The sequence below is a fragment of the Enterovibrio coralii genome (assembly GCF_001559595.1).
GTDB lineage: Bacteria > Pseudomonadota > Gammaproteobacteria > Enterobacterales > Vibrionaceae > Enterovibrio > Enterovibrio coralii.
This window is the reverse complement of the sequence record NZ_LNTY01000034.1, coordinates 141,433-162,441: the sequence shown is the minus strand read 5'-3', so window position 1 is coordinate 162,441 and position 21,009 is coordinate 141,433. Positions and strand designations below refer to the sequence as shown.

Annotated in this window: 19 protein-coding genes and 4 pseudogenes; 2 read left to right on the top strand and 21 right to left on the bottom strand. The window is 49.6% G+C overall.

What is annotated here, in order from left to right; translation table 11 throughout:
- Nucleotides 1-50 precede the first annotated feature (50 nt).
- From ccmI to ccmA, 9 genes and pseudogenes are all read right to left on the bottom strand, one after another.
- Complete coding sequence (ccmI, locus tag ATN88_RS12100) at nucleotides 51-1,265, bottom strand: c-type cytochrome biogenesis protein CcmI (RefSeq protein WP_067416017.1); 1,215 nt, start codon at nucleotides 1,263-1,265, stop codon at nucleotides 51-53.
- Entirely contained in the window at nucleotides 1,262-1,753 is a 492-nt protein-coding gene (locus ATN88_RS12095) for a cytochrome c-type biogenesis protein (protein WP_067417513.1), read from the bottom strand. The genes ccmI and ATN88_RS12095 overlap by 4 nt, the downstream gene beginning before the upstream one ends.
- Nucleotides 1,753-2,310, bottom strand: coding sequence for a DsbE family thiol:disulfide interchange protein (locus tag ATN88_RS12090; RefSeq protein WP_067416014.1), 558 nt, complete (start codon nucleotides 2,308-2,310; stop codon nucleotides 1,753-1,755). The genes ATN88_RS12095 and ATN88_RS12090 overlap by 1 nt, the downstream gene beginning before the upstream one ends.
- A 2-nt stretch (nucleotides 2,311-2,312) precedes the next feature.
- Nucleotides 2,313-4,288, bottom strand: a pseudogene (locus ATN88_RS12085) (heme lyase CcmF/NrfE family subunit).
- A pseudogene (gene ccmE, locus ATN88_RS12080) lies at nucleotides 4,288-4,769 on the bottom strand (cytochrome c maturation protein CcmE). The pseudogenes ATN88_RS12085 and ccmE overlap by 1 nt, the downstream one beginning before the upstream one ends.
- Nucleotides 4,766-4,972 (bottom strand): heme exporter protein CcmD, encoded by a 207-nt coding sequence (ccmD, locus tag ATN88_RS12075; protein WP_067416011.1) that lies wholly within the window; start codon nucleotides 4,970-4,972, stop codon nucleotides 4,766-4,768. Before ccmD ends, ccmE begins: the two are co-directional and overlap by 4 nt.
- Before the next feature lie 2 nt (nucleotides 4,973-4,974).
- Complete coding sequence (locus tag ATN88_RS12070; RefSeq protein ID WP_067416009.1) at nucleotides 4,975-5,712, bottom strand: heme ABC transporter permease; 738 nt, start codon at nucleotides 5,710-5,712, stop codon at nucleotides 4,975-4,977.
- Between the two features lie 31 nt (nucleotides 5,713-5,743).
- Nucleotides 5,744-6,412 carry a heme exporter protein CcmB gene (gene ccmB, locus ATN88_RS12065; RefSeq protein WP_067416005.1) on the bottom strand — a complete coding sequence of 223 codons (669 nt, stop codon included), beginning with the start codon at nucleotides 6,410-6,412 and terminating at the stop codon, nucleotides 5,744-5,746.
- The gene (ccmA, locus tag ATN88_RS12060; RefSeq protein ID WP_067416001.1) at nucleotides 6,412-7,026 is read right to left on the bottom strand and encodes a cytochrome c biogenesis heme-transporting ATPase CcmA; all 615 of its coding nucleotides are present in this window, start codon (nucleotides 7,024-7,026) and stop codon (nucleotides 6,412-6,414) included. Before ccmA ends, ccmB begins: the two co-directional genes overlap by 1 nt.
- 122 nt (nucleotides 7,027-7,148) lie before the next feature.
- On the opposite strand from ccmA, the gene ATN88_RS12055 reads away from it, so the two are divergent.
- Both ATN88_RS12055 and ATN88_RS12050 read left to right on the top strand, forming a co-directional pair.
- Entirely contained in the window at nucleotides 7,149-7,916 is a 768-nt protein-coding gene (locus ATN88_RS12055) for a flagellar hook-length control protein FliK (protein WP_067415998.1), read from the top strand.
- On the top strand, nucleotides 7,913-8,206 hold the full coding sequence (locus ATN88_RS12050) for an EscU/YscU/HrcU family type III secretion system export apparatus switch protein (RefSeq protein ID WP_067415995.1): 294 nt from the start codon (nucleotides 7,913-7,915) through the stop codon (nucleotides 8,204-8,206). The genes ATN88_RS12055 and ATN88_RS12050 overlap by 4 nt, the downstream gene beginning before the upstream one ends.
- A gap of 28 nt (nucleotides 8,207-8,234) precedes the next feature.
- Here ATN88_RS12050 and ATN88_RS12045 read toward each other — a convergent pair whose 3' ends face one another.
- From ATN88_RS12045 to flhA, 12 genes and pseudogenes are all read right to left on the bottom strand, one after another.
- A complete protein-coding gene (locus tag ATN88_RS12045; protein WP_067415991.1) occupies nucleotides 8,235-8,660 on the bottom strand; it encodes a DUF2802 domain-containing protein in 426 nt (141 codons plus the stop codon).
- Entirely contained in the window at nucleotides 8,660-9,148 is a 489-nt protein-coding gene (locus ATN88_RS12040) for a chemotaxis protein CheW (RefSeq protein ID WP_067415988.1), read from the bottom strand. Before ATN88_RS12040 ends, ATN88_RS12045 begins: the two co-directional genes overlap by 1 nt.
- 24 nt (nucleotides 9,149-9,172) lie before the next feature.
- Nucleotides 9,173-10,279: a chemotaxis protein CheW gene (locus ATN88_RS12035; protein WP_067415986.1), complete on the bottom strand. Its 1,107-nt coding sequence runs from the start codon at nucleotides 10,277-10,279 to the stop codon at nucleotides 9,173-9,175.
- Nucleotides 10,269-11,048 (bottom strand): ParA family protein, encoded by a 780-nt coding sequence (locus tag ATN88_RS12030; protein ID WP_067415983.1) that lies wholly within the window; start codon nucleotides 11,046-11,048, stop codon nucleotides 10,269-10,271. Before ATN88_RS12030 ends, ATN88_RS12035 begins: the two co-directional genes overlap by 11 nt.
- Nucleotides 11,049-11,057: 9 nt before the next feature.
- Nucleotides 11,058-12,209 (bottom strand): protein-glutamate methylesterase/protein-glutamine glutaminase, encoded by a 1,152-nt coding sequence (locus tag ATN88_RS12025; RefSeq protein WP_067415979.1) that lies wholly within the window; start codon nucleotides 12,207-12,209, stop codon nucleotides 11,058-11,060.
- Nucleotides 12,210-12,225: 16 nt separating this feature from the next.
- A pseudogene (locus tag ATN88_RS12020) lies at nucleotides 12,226-14,375 on the bottom strand (chemotaxis protein CheA).
- Between the two features lie 9 nt (nucleotides 14,376-14,384).
- Nucleotides 14,385-15,107: a protein phosphatase CheZ gene (locus tag ATN88_RS12015; RefSeq protein ID WP_067415976.1), complete on the bottom strand. Its 723-nt coding sequence runs from the start codon at nucleotides 15,105-15,107 to the stop codon at nucleotides 14,385-14,387.
- 35 nt (nucleotides 15,108-15,142) lie between these two features.
- Nucleotides 15,143-15,511, bottom strand: a complete 369-nt coding sequence (cheY, locus tag ATN88_RS12010) for a chemotaxis response regulator CheY (RefSeq protein ID WP_067415973.1) — start codon at nucleotides 15,509-15,511, stop codon at nucleotides 15,143-15,145.
- Between the two features lie 49 nt (nucleotides 15,512-15,560).
- A complete protein-coding gene (locus ATN88_RS12005; protein ID WP_067415970.1) occupies nucleotides 15,561-16,283 on the bottom strand; it encodes an RNA polymerase sigma factor FliA in 723 nt (240 codons plus the stop codon).
- Nucleotides 16,276-17,163, bottom strand: a complete 888-nt coding sequence (locus tag ATN88_RS12000) for a MinD/ParA family protein (RefSeq protein WP_067415967.1) — start codon at nucleotides 17,161-17,163, stop codon at nucleotides 16,276-16,278. Before ATN88_RS12000 ends, ATN88_RS12005 begins: the two co-directional genes overlap by 8 nt.
- A complete protein-coding gene (gene flhF, locus ATN88_RS11995; RefSeq protein ID WP_067415964.1) occupies nucleotides 17,156-18,784 on the bottom strand; it encodes a flagellar biosynthesis protein FlhF in 1,629 nt (542 codons plus the stop codon). Before flhF ends, ATN88_RS12000 begins: the two co-directional genes overlap by 8 nt.
- Nucleotides 18,785-18,815: 31 nt before the next feature.
- Nucleotides 18,816-20,920: pseudogene (gene flhA / locus ATN88_RS11990) on the bottom strand (flagellar biosynthesis protein FlhA).
- Between the last annotated feature and the right edge of the window lie 89 nt (nucleotides 20,921-21,009).

Here is a 21,009-nt window from a genome sequence, read left to right as displayed (position 1 = left end):
AGAAGGCTGGAATACTCCAGCCTTATCCATTTTCCCAAAGTATAAAACACTTAATACTTTTGGTTAATCACGATCTGAGACTCACCACCCATCTTAAAGGGAGATGTTTCACCGTACCAGTCGCCATCTTTCGTCATTACATTGCCATCATTGTCGATACGCGCTTTGACAATCACTTCAGGCAAAGAGGACATTTGACGCTCTGGGATCATGCTGTCTACGTCTGTCAGTTCAACATTCAATGGGAATCGACTCAGGGGCAGCCTTTTCGCAGCAACAGGCATTGGTGCGCCATCAGCAGAGTGGACAGAAACAATCAAGACACCTTGCTCAGGCAGCTTAACGCCATCTTCCAACGCGATGTTTACTGACACTGACTGACCTTCTACCCCACCCACATGCACTTGTGCACGTTCAATGCTGCGATCTAGCATCGAGACTCGCGGGTCATCTGCTGGCAGCAGTTGCTTCATGGTTGACCAAGCTGCAATTGCTTCTTCATAAGCACCACGCTCGAACGCTTCGAATGCTAGCAAAGAGAATGCTTGCAGGTTTGCGTGATCTTCACGAATCACTTCACGAAGCAAATTACGTGCATTTGCGACATTTGCCTCGTCACCGCTCAGCATCAAGGTTTGCGCATAACCCAGTTTGATATCGGTATCACCTGGAGACAGGTCGTAAGCTTTTGCCATTGCACCTTCTGCAGTTTGAATATCACGGTTCGCCAAACCAATACGACCTAACAGCAACCAACCCATCGCATCATTCGGTGTATCGTGGAGCTTAGTGCGCAAAGACAAGGTCAGATCGTTCATCTCCTTGTCTGTCATCGGCTCTTCGCTATCAGACATCAAACGAGAAGACAGCTCAGGAAGACGAGACGCCACATCTTGCCATTCAGTCACATTGTGTTGGTTGCCCATCACGTTGTAGAGACCGTAGCTCAGGAAAACCAGCACCAACACGCCAGGCACCAACACCACTGGCGATACCTTGTTGCTTGATAGTGCTTGTTCGCTTGAAGGAATGTCATCCAGCAGAGACTGTTGAAGCTCAACTGCCAGTTCTTTTTGGTTATCAACCAAGCCTTCTTCTGCTTCTTCGTTTAGCTCTGCCATACGGTCGCGGAAAAACGCTTTGTTTAGCTCATCACGGCTGGCAACTTCATCTTGCGCTTTACCGCGTAAGATAGGCACGACAAAGGCGGCAACAGACACGAGTACCATTAAGGCTGTGAGCAGCCAGAACCACATTTCACTCATCCGTTGTTGTCCTTGTTCTTATTGTCAGTTTCTTCATCACTCAGCAAAGCAGCAAGACGCGCTTCTTCATCGCGATCCAGCGTGACGCTTTCCGTTGCAGATCTTGGTTTGCGACTGCGCACGACCAAAACGGTAAAACCAATCACTACAAACAGAAGCGGTCCCACCCAAAGGATCAGCGTTGATGCAGACAGCGGTGGATCGTAGGTAACGAAATTGCCATAGCGAGCAATCATGTAGTCCACGATTTCATCTTCACTTTTGCCGTCTTTCAGCATGTCATAGACCTTCAGTCGAAGGTCTTGCGCTAAGCCAGCATTTGAATCCGCGATGTTGTTATTCTGACACTTCGGACAGCGCAGTTCTTTACCGAGCTTTTTAAATGCCTCTTCCTGCGCAGGCGAGTCAAACTCGTACACTTCGATTGCGGCATTGACTGTAAACACCGCCGATAGCGCAATCAGAACGGCCAAATAGAAACGTTTCATCATCCCTTTTTCGCCTCCGCCATCATTTGGTCATAGATCGGGCCCAGCGTATCGTTCCAGTTGCGATCGTTCACATCACCAGCATGGCGATAGCGAATGACACCGTTAGCATCGATAAGGAAGGTTTCAGGTGCGCCATACACGCCCAAATCCAAGCCCAACATACCATTACCATCAAACAGGCTGATGAGGTATGGGTTCCCTAGGTTGTTCAGCCAATCGATGGCTTTCACACGGTCATCTTTGTAGTTAAGGCCGATGATTTTGACACCTTTGGCCGCCAACTCATTCAAGTAGGTATGTTCCGCATAACAAGTAGGGCACCATGTCGCCCAAACGTTGAGCAGCAATGGCTGACCGCGGAAAATGCTTTGATCATAGAGCCTTCCCGCCTCAGTCAAGTCCTCTAAGCGGAATTCTGGTACTTGCTTACCCACCAAAACAGATTCCAGCTTTGTTGGGTCATCACCTTCCGCGTTTTTACCTAGCTGCACAAAGAAAAAGGCGACCAGAATCATAAACAAAACGAGAGGGATGAAGAGTAAAGATTTTTTCACCCTTAAACCTCCTTCACAGGTTCGGCTGACACTGCCGATTTCGATTTTTGACGGAAACGGTAGCGTTTATCTGACATCGCAAACAAACCACCAATAGACATAAGCACAGCACCGAACCAGATCCAACGGACAAACGGTTTGTAGTAAATACGTACCGCCCAAGAACCATCTGGCAGGCGTTCACCCATCGCCACATACAAGTCACGGGTGATACCACGATCAATCGCTGCTTCTGTCATCATTGAACGCTGTACGTTGTAGAAGCGTTTTTCAGCATGCAAGGTATTAACACGCTTGTTATTTTTGTAGATGTCGAAGTCCGCAATATAACCATCGTAGTTCGGACCATCTTTGTCACGCAGACCAGCAAAGTGGAACTCGTAGCCTTGCATCACAATGCGATCGCCCGGTGCCATTTTCACGTCACGTTCGATGTCGTAGTTCTGTACCATCGCAATACCCAGCACAGACACAGCAAGACCGATATGGCCCAACACCATTGCCCAGTGGCTACGACCCAGCTTACCTAAACCAGTTACCAAATCATGGCGATGCGTTGCACGTTGGTACACTTCGATAGACTGAGTAATGATGACCCAAAGGCCCATCACCGCACCCAATGCCGCCAGCGGCATAAATTTGTCAGCAAAGATCCAAACCAGTGCAATACCCAGAACAACGGATAACACACCACTGACAATCAGCTCTTTTTTCACTTTGCCCAGATTGTCACGCTTCCAACGGATCAGCGGACCGATACCCAGCAGGAAGACAAAGGGTACGGACAGCCAAGTAAACAGCAGGTTGAAGAACGGTTCACCGATTGACACCGAGCCCAAGCCCAATTGCTTGTGTACCAATGGCAGCAAGGTACCCAGAAGCACAACCACCAAAGCGGCTACCAGCAAAATGTTGTTCGCTAGCAGTGCGTTCTCACGCGATACCAATTCAAAGTTGCCTCGTACACGCACTTCCGATGCGCGCAGCGCGTAAAGGAGCAGAGAACCACCGATAACGCAACCAAGAACGCCAAAATAAACAGACCGCGCGTTGGGTCAGAGGCAAACGCATGCACCGACACCAGTACGCCTGAACGTACAAGGAAGGTACCCAGCAAACTCAATGAGAACGCAGAGATTGCCAGCAATACTGTCCACGCTTTAAATGTGCCGCGCTTTTCTGTTACTGCCAGCGAGTGCATCAACGCGGTACCCGCAAGCCAAGGCATAAATGACGCGTTTTCTACTGGATCCCAGAACCACCAGCCGCCCCAGCCAAGTTCGTAGTAAGCCCACCAAGAGCCCAGTGCGATACCCAGCGTCAGGAAAACCCATGCGGCAATCGTCCAAGGACGAGACCAACGTGCCCATGCCGTATCAAGACGACCAGCCATCAAAGACGCAATAGCAAATGCAAACGCAACCGAGAAGCCTACGTAACCCATGTAAAGCATCGGCGGGTGAACAATCAGACCCGGATCTTGCAGAAGCGGGTTGAGGTCGCGACCATCAACAGGGAAGTAAGGCAGTGTGCGCTCAAATGGGTTTGAGGTCAGAATGATGAACAGCAAGAAGCCAACACCGATCATACCCATCACAGCCAGCACGCGAGCCACTGATTCAAGCGGCATTCCACGACTAAAAATCGCAACCGCTACGGTCCAACCGGCTTGAATAAGCACCCAAAGCAACAGTGAGCCTTCGTGTGCACCCCATACCGCAGTTAAACGGTAGTACCAAGGCAACGCACTGTTTGAGTTGCTCGCAACGTACGACACAGTGAAGTCATTGGTGTAAAACGCCCAACTCAGTGCGATGAATGACAACAGCAGCATCAAGAACATGCCGATGGAAAGCGGACGCGCCGAGCGCATCATGGCTTGGTTTCCAACTTGAGCACCCCACAATGGGTAGATGCTCAACAATACGGAAAAACCAAGAGAGATTATGAGAGCGAAATGCCCCAGTTCAGCAATCATTAGTAGCTACCCTGTTTTTGCTGCTCAGTGTATTCAAGTGGCGTATGCCCTTTGTTCATTGCTTCTGCAATTTCAGGTGGCATATATTCTTCATCGTGCTTGGCCAGCACTTCATGCGCGCGCACAGTCGTTGCATCAATCAACTCACCTTGCGCCACGATACCCTGCCCTTCACGGAACAGATCAGGAGGATGCCATCAAATTCGACCGTGACTTGTGGACCAATGTCCGCCACTTTAAAGGTTACTTTCAAAGATTCAGGATCACGTTGAACAGAATCCGCCACAACCATGCCGCCGATACGTAGACGTTGACCAACCTCTGGCTTGGTGCCATCTGGTTTGCCGTTAACCAGCTCAGTCGGCGTGTAGAATAAATCCATATTTTGGTTCAGTGCATACAGCACCAGACCAATTGTTGCGCCTACACCAAACAATAGAGCTAACGCGAGCCCCAATCGTTTCTTGCGTCTTGGATTCATAACGTGTTCTCCATCTTTTCAGCTTTCTTAATGCGCTGCTCTCGGGCAACTTTGTTCTTAATCTCACGAAAGAGTTTGCGACGAGTAAAATGCGCCGACACCACCAGCCAAAGCATGGCAATGAAAGTGATGGCAAATGCACTCCACACGTAGGCACTGTAACCGCCCATCGCTAAAAATTCAGAAATCGAAGAAAAATGCATGTTTACGCTCGCTCCACCAATTCACGTACCCAAGGACGATGGGCTTCGCGTTGCAAGATTTTGTTTTTTAGTCCCATCAACGTCAGCGCACCGAAGAACAGCGCAAAGCCAAGAATGTTCAGTAGCAAAGGCCACAGCATGTCGTTAGCGATTGACGGTTTTGCAAACTTGGTGATGGTCGCGCCCTGATGCAGGGTATTCCACCACTCTACCGAGAAGTGAATGATTGGCAGGTTGATAACACCCACAATCGCCAGGATGCCTGCTGCACGGCCAGCCGTGCGCTCATCGTCAAAAGCGTTATAAAGCGCAATCACACCAAGGTACAAGAACAGCAAAATGAGCTCTGAGGTTAGACGCGCATCCCACACCCACCACGCACCCCACATTGGTTTACCCCAAATGGCGCCCGTGACCAACGCAATGAAAGTGAACACAGCGCCAACTGGTGCCATCGCCGCAGCAGCCCAATCTGACGTTTTGATTTGCCAGACCAAGCCAATAAACGCAGCGATTGCCATCGACATGTACGCACCCATTGACCAGATTGCCGCTGGTACGTGGATGTAAATAATTCTAAAGCTATCCCCTTGCTGGTAATCAGAAGGTGCATACGCCAACCCCCAGATCGTCCCTGTAATTAAAGACGCAAGAGCCAAGATAGCGAACCAAGGCAGCAGTTTGTTACACAGCTGGTAGGTTGCCTCAGGCTTAGCATAAGGATGAAGCCACTTCCACATTGCAAATATCGCTCTCAGTTAATAATAAAAATTATTGCACACTGACTCTCAATGCTGCTGATGCAGCAAACGGAGACAATGTTGCCGATCCAACCAGCAGTGCGCCCAGAATCGCCAACTGCCCATTGATCGCAAAACCACTTGCGGCCATATCGATCGCCGACGTCGCGAAGATCAGAACCGGAATAAACAAAGGAAGAACCAGTAGGCTTAACAATACGCCGCCTTTTCTCAGTCCTACCGTCAACGCTACGCCAATGGAGCCTAGGAAACTCAGGGTTGGCGTGCCCAATAAAAGCGTTAGCACCACCGCTTTGTATGCTTCCCAGTCTAAAGAAAGCAATACAGCCAAAAGCGGACTTATGATCAAAAGCGGCAGTCCGGTGAGCAGCCAATGCGCGACGATTTTCGCAAATACCAACACGGGCAGCGGCTCAGGCATCAAAAGCATTTGCTCAAGAGAGCCATCTGCAAAGTCGTCTTTAAACATGCGCTCCAACGACACAACGGCCGCCAGTAGTGCCGCCACCCAAATGATACCGGGGGCAATTTCTGCTAATAAGTTTGGTCCTGGCCCTACGCCAAGTGGGAACAAGGTAATGACAATGATGAAAAACCACAGTGGGTTCATCATGTCAGATTGTCGACGGTACGCGATAAGCAGCTCTCGCTGGATCATTGAGAAAGTAGCCGAACCCATTACGCCCCCAGTTTAATGCGACGCAGATTCGCGTTGTCGACAAACATGTCTTGGTGCGTGGTAAACAACACCATGCCACCGTTATCCACGTGCTGCTGGAACAAATTTTCCAATACTTTCACGCCTTGCTTATCAATCGCAGTGAGCGGCTCATCGAGTACCCAAAGCTTCGCTTCGCTGATCCAAAGTCTTGCCAGTGCAACGCGACGATTTTGTCCTGCTGATAACTGCGCCGCAGCAACATCCTCACGCCCCGCAAGGCCAACACGTGCCAGTGCGTCCCACAACTTATCTTTGTCAGCACTACCGTGCATTTTTTGATAGAACGCCAGGTTTTCGAATGCTGTCAGCTCGCGTTTTACGCCTGTACTATGGCCTAAAAACAGCAAATCACTGTAAAACTCGTCTCGTGCGCGATTAACACTTTCGCCCTGCCAAAGCACGTCTCCCGACTCAGCTAACCCTAGCCCCGCAATAATGCGCAAAAGGGTTGTTTTTCCTGCCCCATTTGGGCCTTCAATTTGAACGAGGTCACCCGTAGACACCGTGAAATTGAGGTCTTCAAACAGCACTCGCTCATCACGAATACAGCTGAGTTGACGCACTTCTAGCATGAGAAATCTGGTTTCCAGATAAAGTAATGAAAATTTCGCCCGATAATATCATAGAGGCACGTGGTACTGTTAGCTGCGAGATTTTGCTGTTACATGAGACGCGTTAATAATTGTGAGTAAATATGAAAATCGATAACACAGGAAACATCAACGCACTAACGCTGGCTCTCATCCAAAACAATGGCCTCAAAGAGTTGGTTAAGCTCGGACAAACAGAAACCGCTAACAGTTCCCTGAATACCAAACAATTTTCTCAACTTTCGCAGCTTCTACAGTTACTCAATGTGTTTCCCTCGCTGTATCGAATCGCCAGTAAACAAGATGCGTCGTCTCCCCTTCACGTTTTACTCAATAATCTCATTGCGCCCAAAGACCCAGCGCTCCTCGCCAAATGGCTAGCGGAAAGGCAACCAGACAAAGCGTTGATCGAGGCACTGACACTTCTCCGGCAACGCACTGAGAGCGACGAGTCCTCTTCTTTGAAGGCTGCTATCCAGCTTTTGGCAGAGCAGCGTTTTCAGACTGACGCAACCAAACCAGGAGAGTTCACCTGGCTATTTTGTTTTGGCACAACAGAGCAAACGAAAGTCGAGGTCTCCGTGAAGAAAAAGACCCCGAAGATACGGAAAAAATCTCGTTGGAGTGTCAGCGTCAATCTGACGCTGTCAAACAACAGGCAATTAACCGCAACCGCTGAACTTGAAGACCAGCAATTGGACTTAAGCTTTTCAACGGACTCTGACGCGTTAAAGCAATTGGTAGAAAAATCGCAGCCGGTGTTGGAAGCGCAACTCTCCAAACACAGTATTAGCGTCACCTCGTGCGAGGTGATAACAACACCTACGCAGCCAGAAGCAACCATCCACACGGGGTTGAATATCCAAGTATGAAGAAAGCAAAAAGTGCCGTTGCACTCAAATACGATGGTGTAAACGCGCCACATGTTTCAGCCAAAGGCTATGAGGCATTGGCTGAGAAGCTAATAGAGGAAATGGAAAAGCAAGGCGGGCTCATCCACAGTGATGAAACCTTGATGCAGTGGCTGTCTGCGCTTGAAGTGGGAGATGAGATACCTGAAGCTCTCTACCTAGTGATTGCAGAACTTATTGCGTTTGCTTGGTACCTAGATGGAAAAACCCCTCCAGGTTGGGAGGGGTCAGTCGTCAATCAGAAAGTGTAGCGGAGCCTAAATGAAATAAGGCGTTGAATTAACGCATCATTCTCTGTTTTCTTATGCTAAGAAGCAGCTCTGCTTCGGCTTTAGGAAGATCGCACTCTTCCATCAGCTCATTGATGTCAGCCCCTAACTCCACCATCTTACTGGCACGAGAGTAAAGCCTGCCATCTTGGTCGTGCATTTCAAGCTCATGCTGCTTTTCCATCAAATCATCGAAACGATGGGAAAGCTCAGCCAGCTTTTGGCTCATACCAATAGAACCCGCACGCAGCTCATTAAACTGTTTACTAAGGCTTTCATGTTGCTGTCGTGCGTTTTTCAACAACAGCTCCATGGCCTGACATTTTGCTTCAAGCTGCGCGATTGCTTTCTTTTCGCGTCGCCATAATACAAGCGCAATTGCCGCTACGAATAAGCTTATCCCTAGCGGCAACCAGTACAACACGCTCTCGAGCATTACAGCATGGCCATATCAGACCACTCTTCGTCAGAGAGCAGTTTATTCAGATCAACCAGGATCAACAGGTTACCGTTGCGGTTGCTTACGCCTTGAATAAACTTCGCGCTTTCGTCAGTACCCACGCTTGGTGTGGTATCGATTTCAGAGGTTTTGAGGTAAACCACTTCAGCAACGCTATCGACCATGATGCCGATAACCTGAGATTCAGCTTCGATAACGATAACACGCGTGTTATCCGTTACTTCACCCTGCATCAGACCGAAACGGGAGCGCGTGTCGATAACCGTAACAACATTACCGCGAAGGTTAATGATGCCAAGTACATAATCCGGCGCACCGGGTACAGGGGCAATTTCGGTATAGCGCAATACTTCTCGCACCTGCATGACATTAATGCCATAGGTTTCGTCTTCCAGCTGGAAGGTCACCCACTGCAGGACCTCGTCATTCACGTTTTCTTTTTGGACTTCAGCTACCTGAGACATTTATTTTCCTCTTTACGTGCTGTGCTACGCCAACGCATTGGCATCAATACCTTGATTAAGCATGGTAACCAACGCCTCTACATGGATCAGTGCACACATTTTCTGTTTTACCAATCCTGCGAGCCAAGGTCGTTTACCTGCTTGCTCACGCCATCGCACTTGTTCGCCATTGAGTGATTCTGTCCCTAGTAGAGCGTTGCAAGCCAAGCCCCATTTACTGTCACCCAAGAGCACAATATAACTATAGCCGTCGCGATGGCTGTTATCTGTTATTTTTTCTGGCATCACCCATTTCGCGGTATCCACCACATCGAGTTGCTGCTCACGTTCGGTCTGTAAGCCCAAATACCAATCTGGGCGACCGATCAGGTGATTGCACTCTTCTAGCTTGTGAATACCACCGAGTTCTGCCAGTGGTACCGCATATGTCACACCGAAAGATTCGAAAAACAACACCTGAAAGCCATGTTCAGGAACGATGTTTTTCCATGGCGGTGACGTCTCTTCTTCGACCGCACTTTCGGTTTCCATCTCGGTATCGGTATCAACGTCGGACGTCGCATCAACAACGACCTCTTCTTCAACCGTCACGGTTTCTTCAACGTAAACCGCTTCCGCTTCTAGCGTTTCAGTTGCAAGCTCTTCTATCACTTGCGGCTCTTCAAGCACCGTTTCGGTCTCAATAGCCACTTCAGTGTCAACAGCTTCGACAACTTCCGTCTCAACCACGACGTCTTGCTCTACAGCAACGTCAGTGAGCGTTTCGACATGTGTTTCTAGCTCGGTTTCAACCGCCACTGACACTTCAATGTCAGTTTGTGTCTCCACCATTGTTTCTGTGGTTTCCACCACTTCCACTTCCACTTCCATGTCTTCATCAAGCTGCAATTGACTGAGCAGCTTTTCGACTGAAGACAAGTCGCGTTGTTCTTTTGTCAGTGTCGCGCCGCTGAATTTCTCAACGGGCTCCATTGCGACAGCTTTTAATTGGGGTGCAACATCCAGTGCTGCATCCGTTAATAGTGGCTCAGCATCCGTGTCTGCTAACTGGGGATGTTCATCTTCATCCAACAGCGCATCAAAGTAATCATCCAATGCCTGAACACTGGACACGGCACGGCTATCTTTCATCCTGTTCGAGTCGCTCCAAATAAGAGAGCAGCGTTTTATATGCAAAGACGCCACGACAATTTTTCGCGTAATACGATGGCGGCATGTGCTTCAAGCTCGCATCACGGAATTTAGTATCAATCGGAACCGCAGATGTCCAAACCTGGTCGGGATAACGCACTTTCAGTTCTTGCAACGTCTCAAGAGAGGCGCGCGTGCGCTTGTCGTACATGGTCGGAATGATGCAAACCTTGAATGCAGAGCTTCTCGACTTCTGCATGATTTGCAACGTGCGCACCATACGCTCCAAGCCTTTCATCGCGAGGAACTCGGTTTGAACAGGGATAAGAATACGATTGCTTGCAGCCAGCGCATTCACCATCATCACGCCCAAAATTGGTGGACAGTCAATGAGTGCGTAGTCATATTCGCCTTCGAGGCAGGCCAATGTTTTTTTCAACATCAAGCCCATGCCACCTCGGTTTCCCATTGCGCGATCTAGCGTTGCCAACGACATATGTGAAGGCAACAAATCGAGGTTTTTGTATTCGGTTTTCAGGATAAGGGGCTTAACCGTGTCACGGTTAATGGTCTGAAGCTGAAATAAATCAAACAGGGTATGTGACAACTTCTCCGAATCGTAATTCAGATAGGTCGTCAGCGAAGCGTGAGGATCGGTGTCGATCAACAATACACGCTTGTTCTTTTCGCTGAGAAGCCCAGCAAGGGTAATCGTTGTGGTTGTTTTCCCCACGCCCCCTTTCTGGTTTGCAATGCTCCAGACTATCACAGCCGCTCCTTATACCAGATTGAGCTCTACAAGAATGCGCTCAGAGATGCGGTCAAGTGGAAGGTCTTCGGTGGAGATACCTGCTTTAGCAACCGCTTGCGGCATACCGTATACCACGCAGCTTTCTTCATCCTGCGCCCATACCGTAGAGCCATGTTGCTTGAGCAATCTCGCTCCGTCGCGACCATCAGCACCCATTCCGGTCAATACCATTGACAACACTTTGTCGCCATAAATATTGGCAGCAGAGCCAAATGTCACATCAACACAAGGTTTGTAATTCATGCGGTCGCCACCATCGATGATTTTCACACGGGTCGCCCCAGCGCGTCCATCGATCATCATTTGCATACCGCCAGGTGCCAAATAAGCGGTACCTGCTTTCAATGGTTCACCATCTTGTGCTTCTTTCACACTGATTTTGCAAAGTCCATTCAGACGCTGTGCAAATGCAGCCGTGAAAGTAGAAGGCATGTGTTGAATTAACAAAATAGGCAACGGGAAATTCGCTGGCAATGCACTGAGCACTTTCTGAAGTGCAACAGGACCACCGGTTGATGTACCGATAGCCACAAGCTGATAGCGTTTTCCACTTGCCTTAAAACGAGAAGGAGCCGAAGGTGCGCGTGGAGCCGGTGCAGTTGCTGTCGCAGCACCGCTCGCCATCGCACGCACAGGCGCACGCTGAGACGAAGAAGGTGCTGCAGCGGTCGTCGCTGCAGCAGTTTTCACAGGTGCAATCGCTGGTCGGCGCATAAACGCACGCTTACGCGCGATTTCACTCACACGTTGCTGAAGCAACGTGACGGCTTCATCTCGGTTGCGAGCGATGTCTTCGAATTTCTTTGGCAGGAAGTCGAGAGCCCCGGCATCCAGCGCATCCAGCGTCGCTTTTGCTCCGTCATGAGTGAGCGAAGAAAACATCAAAATAGGTGTCGGGTTCGATTGCATGATCTCGCGAACTGCAGTGATCCCGTCCATCACCGGCATTTCAATGTCCATCGTGATAACGTCTGGTTTTAGCTGAGCTGCCTTTTCAACAGCCTCTTTGCCATTGACTGCACAGTCAATGACTTGAAGGCGAGGGTCCCCGTTAATAATTTCACTAACTCGGCGGCGGAAAAAACTGGAATCGTCCACCACCAAAACTTTCACTGCCATATCATTCCTTTTTTAATTATCGACCTGCGTAACGCTTAAGCAGGTTTGGCACATCGAGGATCAACGCAATGTGACCATCACTGGTGATTGTCGCACCCGCCATCCAGGCGTACCTTGCAGCAATTCGTCCAGAGGTTTGATAACCACTTCTTCTTGGCCAATCAAAGAATCAACAACAAACGCGACTGGCTGATGGCCCATTTGAACGATAACCACGTGACCGCTTTCTCTGTTTGTTGTTCCGCGTCCTGGACACAGCCAGTCTTGCAGGTAGAACAGAGGAATCGCTTTTTCACGAACGATAAGCGTCAATTGTCCGTCAACGGTGTTTGTTTTCGACAAATCAAGGCTGATGATTTCATTCACATTCGATAATGGGAACGCAAACGGGTTGTTACCCACGCCTACCATCAGCGTTGGCAGAATTGCCAGCGTCAATGGTACCTTGATTGAAATGATCGTACCGCGACCTAGCTCTGAGTCGATTGAAATGGTGCCGTTTAACTGAGTAATTGCCGTTTTAACAACGTCCATACCCACACCACGACCAGAGATATCTGAAATCTCAGTCTTGGTTGAGAAACCTGGCGCAAAGATCAGGTTAAACGCTTCAGTGTCGGTCAGTCGCGCTGCTGCATCTGCATCCATTACACCGCGCTCAACCGCAATGCCACGCAGTTTCTCTGCATCCATACCGCCACCGTCATCTTCGATGGTGAGGAGGATGTGATCCCCCTCTTGGGATGCTGCCAGAGTAACGGTACCTGTTCGTGGTTTGCCGTTGGCTTCACGCTTATCTGGCATTTCGATACCGTGGTCAACCGAGTTACGCACCAAGTGAACCATTGGGTCTGCGAGTGCCTCAACCAGGTTTTTATCCAGATCGGTTTCTTCACCGCGCATTTCCAGCACGATGTCTTTTTTCAGACTTCGCGCCAAGTCACGAACAACGCGAGGGAAACGGCCGAAAACCTTCTTAATTGGCTGCATGCGGGTCTGCATAACAGCACCCTGCAGGTCAGCAGTAACAACGTCGAGGTTGGTTACCGCTTTCGCCATGTTTTCGTCGTCGCTGTTTGCGCCCAAACTCACGAGACGGTTACGTACCAGAACCAACTCACCCACCATGTTCATGATAGTGTCGAGGGTTGAGGTGTTTACACGTACAGTCTGTTCAGCTTGAGGGGCAGGCGGCTTTTTCTCTTCCGCTTTTGCTGGCGGTTTTGCCGCTGGCGCAGGCGGTTTCGCTGCCGGTGCTTCTGCTTTAGGTGCAGGTGCTGGTTTCGGCGCAGGTGCAGGTTCTGCTTTTGGCGCAGCAGGTGCTGGTGCTCCACCGGCTATAGGGCTCTTGCCTTTGCCATGCAGTTCATCCAACAGTTTTTCAAATTCGTCGTCTGTGATTTCGTCACTGTCAGGACTTTCAACCGAAGCATTTTGCGGTGGAGGCGTTGCAGCACCGCCTGCAGCTGGTCCTTTACCGGAACCATGCAGGTCGTCTAACAGTTTTTCGAATTCATCGTCGGTAATGTCGCCATCAGATGCAGGCGCAGCACTCGCTTCTGGTGCCGCATTTCCGGCAGCTGGCCCTTTACCTGAACCATGCAGCTGATCGAGGAGACGGTCGAATTCATCGTCCGTAATTTCGTCAACAGAGTCACCGGCGATAGCATCACCGCCTTCTGCCGCTGGCGGCTCAGGGATGGCTTCTGGTTCTGGTTCCGGCTCAGGTTCTGGTTCTGGTTCTGGGGCAACAGCTTCTGCTGCTTCATCTGCACTCGCCGGGCTGCTGTATTTGTGCAATGCTTCCAACAGCGCAGGGTCTGCCGCAGGTGCAGGCTCACGTTCTTGAACACAAGCGAACTGTTCGTTAACGGTATCAAGTGCTTGAAGGATGGTATCCATCACCTCAGGCGTTAGTTCACGACCGCCATTTCGCAGGTTATCGAAAACGTTTTCCGCACCGTGGCAAGTATCAACTAACTCGGTGAGTGATAAAAAGCCCGCACCACCTTTAACCGTGTGGAATCCACGGAAGATCGCGTTGAGCAAATCCCGGTCTTCTGGCGTTTTCTCCAGATCAACCAATTGCTCAGACAACAACTCCAGAATTTCACCTGCTTCGATCAAAAAGTCCTGCAGGATTTCTTCATCCATTTCAAAGCTCATAACTCACCCCTAAAAGCCAAGGCTGGAAAGCAAATCATCCACGTCATCCTGACTTTGCATCACTTGTTTTTCTTGACGCTGCTGTTCAGAGATAACTGGACCTTCGGCCTCGATACCAGATTGTTGTTCTGTTTCTACTTGTTGGTCTTCATCCAAACCAAACGCAGTGAGGATTTCTACCAGTTGCTTCTCGACTTCTTGTACTAACTCGATAACGCGTCGGATGACCTGACCGGTAAGGTCTTGGAAGTCCTGTGCCATCAAGATTTCAGTTAATTGGCCTTGAAGTTTGGTGGTATCACCTTCGACTTGCGTCAACAGCCCATCAATTTGATGGCAAAGCTGTTTAAAGCTCTCAATGTCGATTTTGCCACCCATCAAGTTATTCCATTGAGGACGAACTTGAGTGAGACATTCTTGCAGGTTGTCGGCAATCGGCAGCGTTGCTTCAACCGCATCCATGGTGCGGTTAGCTGCAAGCTCCGTTTTTTCCATAACAAAATTCAGACGATCTTTCGCATCTGGGATTTCGCTGGTCGCCAAATCACTGACACGAGGATCCAAACGAAAATTAGCGAGTGAATCGTGCAGTTGCCGGGTCAGTTTTCCTACTTCATTGAAGAGTGGATTGCGCGAATCACTGGTGATCTTAACCAACAGCTCCTCCGCGCCATCCTGATTCCCTTCTTCGAGCAAACTGACCAATTCTTTAGCTTGGTCGAGTGTTATCATCGTTTTAATAGTCCTTCACTGCGCGAAGAAGTAAATCACATGCGTTCGAAAATCTTATCCAGCTTCTCTTTCAGCGTCGCAGCAGTAAATGGCTTAACGATGTAACCGTTAACACCCGCCTGTGCGGCTTCAACGATCTGCTCACGTTTCGCTTCCGCCGTGATCATCAGCACTGGGAGGTGCTTCAATTCATCGTCAGCACGAATTGTCTTGAGCAGGTCAATACCTTGCATACCAGGCATGTTCCAGTCAGTTACGACAAAATCAATACCGCCTTTCTTCAAGATTGGCAGTGCTGTTAGGCCGTCATCTGCTTCAACGGTATTGTTGAAACCCAGATCACGAAGGAGGTTCTTAACGATACGTCGCATTGTTGAAAAGTCATCAACAACGAGGATTTTCATGTTTGTGTCCAAAGTTGCCTCCGGTGAGGTCCCTTATAATTTTAAAAACTTACTTTGACCAAGCGGATAGCTTGGTCCGTAACCGCTGCATTGCCTGATTTTGAATCTGGCAAACTCGGGATTCGCTAACCCCAATAATGGCCCCTATCTCTTTGAGGTTAAGTTCCTCATCGTAGTAGAGAGAGAGAACCAAAGCCTCTCTTTCAGGAAGTCCTCGGATAGCATTGGCCAAATGACCCTTAAAACTATCTTCGGCGACTTCCTCAAAGGGAAGATTTTCGTCGCGATGACTTTCAGTCATGAAAGCATCTTCTGAAACGCCTAGGTCTTCGATGCCAATCAAACGCCCTGCGTTGATGTCATTTTGCGCTTGGTAATATTGGTCCAAGCTCATTCCTAAACGCTTTGCAATCTCTTTGTCGTTTGGGTCTCTGCCCAACTCACCTTCCAGTTGCGAAATCACTTCGCTGATCTGGCGGTTGTTTTTATGTACCGATCTTGGCACCCAATCGCCTTTGCGAATGTCGTCGAGCATCGCTCCACGAATACGGATGCCCGCATACGTTTCAAAACTCGCCCCTTTTGAAGGGTCGTAGTTTTGCTGCGCTTCAAGCAAACCAACCATGCCTGCTTGAATAAGATCTTCTACCTGTACATTAGGAGGCAAACGTGAAATCAAATGATGAGCAATCCGCTTAACTAACGTCGAATATTGCTCAAACACTGTTTCCGTTGATGCGCCACTCCTACTGTAGGTGAGCGTCCTATTCACCGAGATAATCTCCCGTCACTTCGTCTCGGACGAGCAATCGTTCTACGAAAAACTCTAAATGCCCACCCGGGTTTCTAGGCACTGGCCACGTTAGTGCTTTGTTTGCCAATGCGTTAAGAGCAAGTGCAGCTGGAGCCTTTGGAAACGCATCTACAACCACTTTTTGCTTCTTCACAGATTGACGCACACGTTCATCTAATGGGACACATGCTACTAATTCTAGATTAGCATTTAAAAATCTTTCTGTTACCCGAGTTAATTTTGTGAATAAATCTCGACCCTCGCGGTAACTTCTGACCATATTTGCAACGACTTTGAATCGAGTGACACCGTGCTCACGGCTTAGGAGCTTGATTAACGCGTAGGCATCTGTGATGGAAGTAGGCTCATCACATACCACGATCAATACATCTTGCGCGGCACGAGAAAAACTCAGAACCATGTCTGAGATACCCGCCGCCGTATCAACCAACAGCACGTCAACGTCTTCGTCCAGCGTACCAAACGCGCGAATCAAGCCCGCGTGTTGCGCAGGTGTCAGTTCGGTCATGCCACGCATACCGGAAGACGCAGGAATAATGCGCATACCATGAGGACCTTCAACGATGATGTCCTTCAGATCGCACTCGCCTTGCATAACATGGCTCAGGTTTTTACCCACACGCAGGCCCAACAGCACATCGACGTTCGCCAAGCCTAAATCGGCATCCAGTACCATGACCTTTTTGCCTTGCTTAGCCATTGACGCAGCAATACCCAACGTAATGTTGGTTTTACCTACACCGCCCTTACCACCAGTGACGGTTATTACTTTTGTGCGAGTCGGGTTTGTCAGGCGGCGGAGGCCGCTTGCTTGATCATGCATGGTTGTCTCAATCATAAAAGTCCGCCGCATTCGACTCTGGTACATCATGACTCCAGAAATGGTTTTGCTGCTCTGAATCTTGATCCATCAGTTCACTTGCTCTGTTGACTAAATAGCGGCCGCTGGCTTGACGAATGTCTTCTGGCACTCGCTGTCCATCCGCTAAATACGTCACAGGAAGGGCGTTTTCGATGGTCACACTCAATAATTCCCCAAGACTGAGGGATTCATCCAGTTTTGTTAGGACACATCCCGACAGCGGGATACGTCGAAAATGATCAATGGTCTCTTGTAACACGCGACGTTGTGAAGTGGCGGGCAACACGAGTAGGCTCCGAATGTGAGAGCCACTGCTTTGAATCAGAGTATCTAATTGTTCTGACAGCCTTAGATCCCGTTGTCCCATACCCGCAGTATCCAACAGAATCAGTCGACGATGACGTAACTGATAAAGGATATCGGCAAGAGCCTCGGCATCTTTAGCAACTTTTACAGGGCAACCTAAGATTCTTCCGTAGGTTGCGAGCTGTTCGTGAGCACCGATACGGAAGGTATCTGTGGTCACTAATGCAATTTCTTCTGGACCAAAGTCCATCGCTGCTCTTGCGGCCAATTTGGCGATGGTGGTTGTCTTACCCACGCCAGTTGGACCAAGAAGCGCGATCACACCACCGGTTTCTAAAAGGTTTTCGCTAGAGGTGATCACCTGATCAGCCAGCAAATCGAGCAATTCTGACCAAGCTTCATTCGGTGGTGTTTCTTCTGGGATGTAACCTGCCAGTTGATCCGCCAATACTGGTGACAAACCGAGCTTTTCCAAGCGTTTAATCAGCATGGCACGTAGCGGCTCTTTGCGCTCCACTTCCTGCCACATCAGACCTGAAAGTTGGTGCTCTAGAAGGCTACGAATGCTCGCCATTTCTTTTCGCATCGCTTCAATTTCGTCGCTTTGGCGTGACGCGGGCTTTCTCGCTTCGTAGCGGGTGCTGTCTAGGCGGTTTTCTTGACGGCTCTCCTGACGACTCGGCTGACGTTCATCGCGTCGCTGCAACTCGTCACGTTTTTGACGATAGAGACGATCCAGCTCTTGGCCTTTCGCTTGTTGCTGATTGTTCGACGGCGCACGACCGTAACCTTGGCCGTTTGAGCCGTTGGTATTTTGACGAGATGACGTTTGTGTCAACGCGCCATAAGACGACTCTGACTGACGACGACGCGCTTCGTTTTGGCGTGCCAACAGTGCTGTCAGCGAATCGGCTTCTGGCTCAACATTTGGCTCTTTGTCTGAATCAGTCAATTGAGTCTGGTAGCGGTCCAGCAAGCTTGAAAACTTGCTGCCCAATGCACTGCCCAAAGGTTTGCGTGCCGCTTCTTTGCTAATGTCTCGACGCAGGTGCACTTTATCTTCGGCCAGGCGGCGTGTTTGCTGAGCGCGCTCCATGCTTTGGGCAACCTGTGTACGCGCAGCTTCTTTGCGTGTATCACGGGTTGGCGCTTCAGTGTCCACAGCAGCCACGATTTCGACACCACCGGTCACTTTTTTGTTGGACATGATCACCGCGTCCGAGCCGAGAGCTTCTTTCACTTCGGCAAGCGCAGTACGCATGTCTTTTGCAAAAAATCGTTTAATCTTCAAAATCGTTGTCCTGATTTACTGATGCAGCGCATCAGTTGCCAACTGCTCTTACAATTCTTATTTGTTTTTCATCCGGCACTTCCTGATAAGACAGGACGCGCAGGGATGGGATGGTGTTCTTCACAAACTTGGCAAGCGTGGAACGTAATACGCCAGAAGTGAGAAGAACGGCTGGTTCGCCTTGCAGCTCTTGCTGCTGTGTTGCTTCAGACAAACTTTGCTGTAATCGCTCAGCCAATCCAGGTTCAATACCCGTCGATTCACCACCCGATGCTTGCATAGTTTTATGCAATATCTGTTCCAATTCAGGCACCAATGTAATCACTGGCAGCTCAGGAGCTATACCATTGATTTCTTGAACGATTAGACGCTTGAGTGAAATACGTACAGCCGCAGTGAGGATGTCGGGATCTTGACTCTTCGGCGCGTACTCAGACAGGGTCTGAATGATGGTTCGAACATCACGAATTGGGATAGCTTCGTTAAGCAGGTTCTGCATCACTTTCACTACCACACCCAGCGAAACCAAATCAGGGATTAGGCCTTCCACCAGACGCGGTGCTTGTTTCGCCAGCATATCAATCAGGTTCTGTGCTTCTTCGTGGCCCAGTAAACGTTCTGCGTTGTTGGTCAGCATCTGACTCAAATGCGTTGCCAGTACAGTGGCAGAATCCACCACGGTGTAGCCGAGTGCTTGCGCATGTTCGCGCTGGGATTTTTCAATCCAAACTGCTTCCAGACCAAAGGCCGGATCGACAGTACCTTCACCGTCAATTGGGCCGAAAACTTGACCAGGGTTAATCGCCAATTCCTTGTCAGGGCGAATATCCGCTTCGCCGACTGCCACGCCCATCAAAGTAATGCGGTAACTGTTTGGTGGCAGTTCAAGGTTGTCGCGGATATGTACTGGCGGTACAAGGAAGCCAAAGTCTTGAGATAGCTTCTTACGCACCCCTTTCACGCGATCAAGCAGCTCACCACCTTGGTCTCGGTCAACCATAGGAATCAGGCGATAACCCACTTCCAAACCAATGACATCGACAGGCTGTACGTCGTCCCAAGAAAGCTCTTTTGGTTTCGGCGGTGCCAGTTCTTGTTGCGGGGCTTCCTCGGCGGCAATTTTGGCTTTTTCGACTTGTTTTGTTTTCCAGTAGGCGAAGCCACCACAAATCAAAGCGAGCGTCAGGAAAGGAATATGCGGCATGCCCGGGACGATACCCATTACAAACAAGATGCCCGTCGAGATGATCAGTGCTTTCGGATTATCCACCAGCTGGAACACCAACTGCTGACCCATGTCTTCATCGGTGTTTTGACGGGTTACCATGATCGCCGCGCCGATAGACAGCAACAGCGATGGAATTTGCGCGACTAGACCATCACCGATAGTCAGCAGAACATAAATCTCGATAGCGTCAGAGAACGTCAGGCCGTGCTGCACCATACCGATGATGAGACGCCCACGATGTTGATCACAAGGATAAGGATACCGGCGATGGCATCCCCTTTTACGAACTTAGACGCACCGTCCATCGAACCGTAAAAGTCAGCTTCTTTGGTGACTTCTTGTCGGCGAGTACGGGCTTGTTCTTGGTTGATCAAACCGGCGTTCAAGTCCGCATCGATGGCCATTTGCTTACCTGGCAATGCATCAAGGGTGAAACGTGCGCTTACCTCAGAAATACGGCCCGCACCCTTGGTAACAACCATAAAGTTAATGATCATCAAGATAAGGAACACGACCAGACCAACGGCGTAGTTACCACCGATAACGACCGAACCGAACGCTTCAATAACCTCACCGGCCGCGCCCGGGCCTTCATGGCCATTGAGCAGAACCACACGGGTAGAAGCAACGTTCAATGCCAAACGCATTAAGGTGGCAATAAGAAGGACGGTCGGGAATGCCGCGAAATCGAGCGGTCTGCGGGTGTATACCGTTACCAGAAGCACAACCAAAGACAAAGCGATGTTGAATGAGAACATCAAGTCAAGCAGCACCGCCGGCATTGGCAATACCACCATCGCCAATGTCGACAATACCAGCAACGGCGCACCGATCGCTGGGAACGCACCACCGCGTTTAAACGGGATTTTGTCTTGGACCTTGTCGTAAAACGGCAAAGAGAGCTTCATGAGTAATTTTTAGTCGTTTTTCTGAGTAATGACGTTGCATTATGCAAAAAACAAACCAAAAAAATTAGTGCTTAAATTCAATAAATTAA

Bases quoted from the DNA above. Each gene is read 5' to 3' on its own strand.
- ccmI (WP_067416017.1), bottom strand. From the start codon at position 1,265: ATGAGTGAAATGTGGTTCTGGCTGCTCACAGCCTTAATGGTACTCGTG.
- ATN88_RS12095 (WP_067417513.1), bottom strand. From the start codon at position 1,753: ATGAAACGTTTCTATTTGGCCGTTCTGATTGCGCTATCGGCGGTGTTT.
- ccmD (WP_067416011.1), bottom strand. From the start codon at position 4,972: ATGCATTTTTCTTCGATTTCTGAATTTTTAGCGATGGGCGGTTACAGT.
- ATN88_RS12070 (WP_067416009.1), bottom strand. From the start codon at position 5,712: ATGTGGAAGTGGCTTCATCCTTATGCTAAGCCTGAGGCAACCTACCAG.
- ccmB (WP_067416005.1), bottom strand. From the start codon at position 6,412: ATGGGTTCGGCTACTTTCTCAATGATCCAGCGAGAGCTGCTTATCGCG.
- ccmA (WP_067416001.1), bottom strand. From the start codon at position 7,026: ATGCTAGAAGTGCGTCAACTCAGCTGTATTCGTGATGAGCGAGTGCTG.
- ATN88_RS12055 (WP_067415998.1), top strand. From the start codon at position 7,149: ATGAAAATCGATAACACAGGAAACATCAACGCACTAACGCTGGCTCTC.
- ATN88_RS12050 (WP_067415995.1), top strand. From the start codon at position 7,913: ATGAAGAAAGCAAAAAGTGCCGTTGCACTCAAATACGATGGTGTAAAC.
- ATN88_RS12045 (WP_067415991.1), bottom strand. From the start codon at position 8,660: ATGCTCGAGAGCGTGTTGTACTGGTTGCCGCTAGGGATAAGCTTATTC.
- ATN88_RS12040 (WP_067415988.1), bottom strand. From the start codon at position 9,148: ATGTCTCAGGTAGCTGAAGTCCAAAAAGAAAACGTGAATGACGAGGTC.
- ATN88_RS12035 (WP_067415986.1), bottom strand. From the start codon at position 10,279: ATGAAAGATAGCCGTGCCGTGTCCAGTGTTCAGGCATTGGATGATTAC.
- ATN88_RS12025 (WP_067415979.1), bottom strand. From the start codon at position 12,209: ATGGCAGTGAAAGTTTTGGTGGTGGACGATTCCAGTTTTTTCCGCCGC.
- ATN88_RS12015 (WP_067415976.1), bottom strand. From the start codon at position 15,107: ATGATAACACTCGACCAAGCTAAAGAATTGGTCAGTTTGCTCGAAGAA.
- cheY (WP_067415973.1), bottom strand. From the start codon at position 15,511: ATGAAAATCCTCGTTGTTGATGACTTTTCAACAATGCGACGTATCGTT.
- ATN88_RS12000 (WP_067415967.1), bottom strand. From the start codon at position 17,163: ATGATTGAGACAACCATGCATGATCAAGCAAGCGGCCTCCGCCGCCTG.